This is a genomic window from Bacillus sp. MYb209, assembly GCF_002975175.1.
In the GTDB taxonomy this organism is placed as follows: domain Bacteria; phylum Bacillota; class Bacilli; order Bacillales; family Bacillaceae_G; genus Bacillus_A.
The window spans coordinates 1-1,475 of the sequence record NZ_PCNZ01000121.1 but is presented as its reverse complement, the minus strand read 5'-3'; the positions used below and the strand labels follow the sequence as shown (position 1 = coordinate 1,475).

Here is a 1,475-nt window from a genome sequence, read left to right as displayed (position 1 = left end):
GCTTTGTTAACTGATCCGTCTTCATGGAAATAATATTTTTTTCCGTCAATGTCTTCATGCTTATTGAACGTATGATTACGGCCATTTGTGAAATAGTGGTTCTTACCGTCTATCATTTTCCAACCGGTATAGAAAACTCCATCTTCTAAACTATAATATGCCTGGAAGTTCTCCTTTTTGTTGATCCCTGTTTTCCAAATCGAACCGTCTTTATTAAATGCTAATATTTTGTTTTCAAACGAAGCATAAACATCGCTGTCTATAGTTTCTCCATTTATCCTAGAAGCTCTCTCAAGTACGCCTTTGTCAGAAAAATGAAGAATGGTATTTTGATCTTCTAGACGTATTTCCATTTTATTTGCATTGTAATTTTGGAAATAATAAATTTTACCATCTATATCTTTCAAGCCTTCTTTAATAACCACTCCAGAAGCATCAGAATAGTGTAGACCATTTTGATCTTCCTTCCATGCTGATTGTAGCACAGAACCATCGTCATTGAAGTTGTAGTACTTCCCATCGATTTCAGATCCACTTACAGCAACCATGTTACCAAAACCCGGTCTGAAATAATAAGTCTTCCCTTTAATTTCTTGCCAGCCTGTCAAAAGGACTCCATCAGCATCTGCAAAGAAATACCAATCCCCTTGAATTACCCAACTGTTCTTTATTACATTTCCAGAAGAATCTTTTGCACTATATTTAGTAGGGTCCTTTTCATTCTTTATCATCTCTATTTTGTCATACTTCTGTCTCTCATTTTCTTTACCCGGATACCACTCTATTAACCAATTGTTAATTTCATTGTTGCTTTTTCCAGTGAAACGAATTTCGGATTTGAAACTCCAATCAGTACCAAATTGTTGAACATTTTGATTACCAGCCAAACTTACCCCATTTTTGTTATTCAAACGGAACTGAAATTTACCATCGTAAGAATTTCCTATCTGAACAAGTTCAAACACTTCATCATCGCCAAGCGAATCGGAATATTGAAGTCCTCTTCCTTCTTTTCCTGAAAGGTATTTTGAACCTGTTTTTACGATTACTTTATTCGTTCCTTTTTTATAAGGGATAATTTGATAAGGGTTACCGTGATTTAGTGCATTAAATGGTAGTGCAATAGGTGTCTCTAGGACGTGAGTACGCTCCGCCAATACATCAGATAATCGATCATAAAAATCTGCACGAGCTTTAGGATCATTATTAACATAATTGTCAAGAACATCTTTAGATACTGGCTTTGAAGTCAATGTTATCAATTGTTTTTGCTTATCTGATAATTTATTTGCTATCTTATCAAATAGGGAATCCGAATTTTTAACAACCACATCCCAATCTGGAGCCCAGCTGTCTGCATATTTTTTATAAAGTGGAAAAAGAAATCTTGGGTTTTTACCAGATGCTTTTTCTACAAATGCATGTTGGCCTTGATTCATCACAACTCCGGTCTTTCCTTCGTCTAATTGTGCTTG

At 35.2% G+C, this 1,475-nt stretch carries 1 protein-coding gene; it reads right to left on the bottom strand.

Features of this window, described 5'->3' with window-relative positions:
- Window positions 1–1,475: N-acetylmuramoyl-L-alanine amidase family protein (locus CQZ94_RS30690; RefSeq protein WP_105588432.1), on the bottom strand; the 1,475-nt coding region annotated here is incomplete at both ends.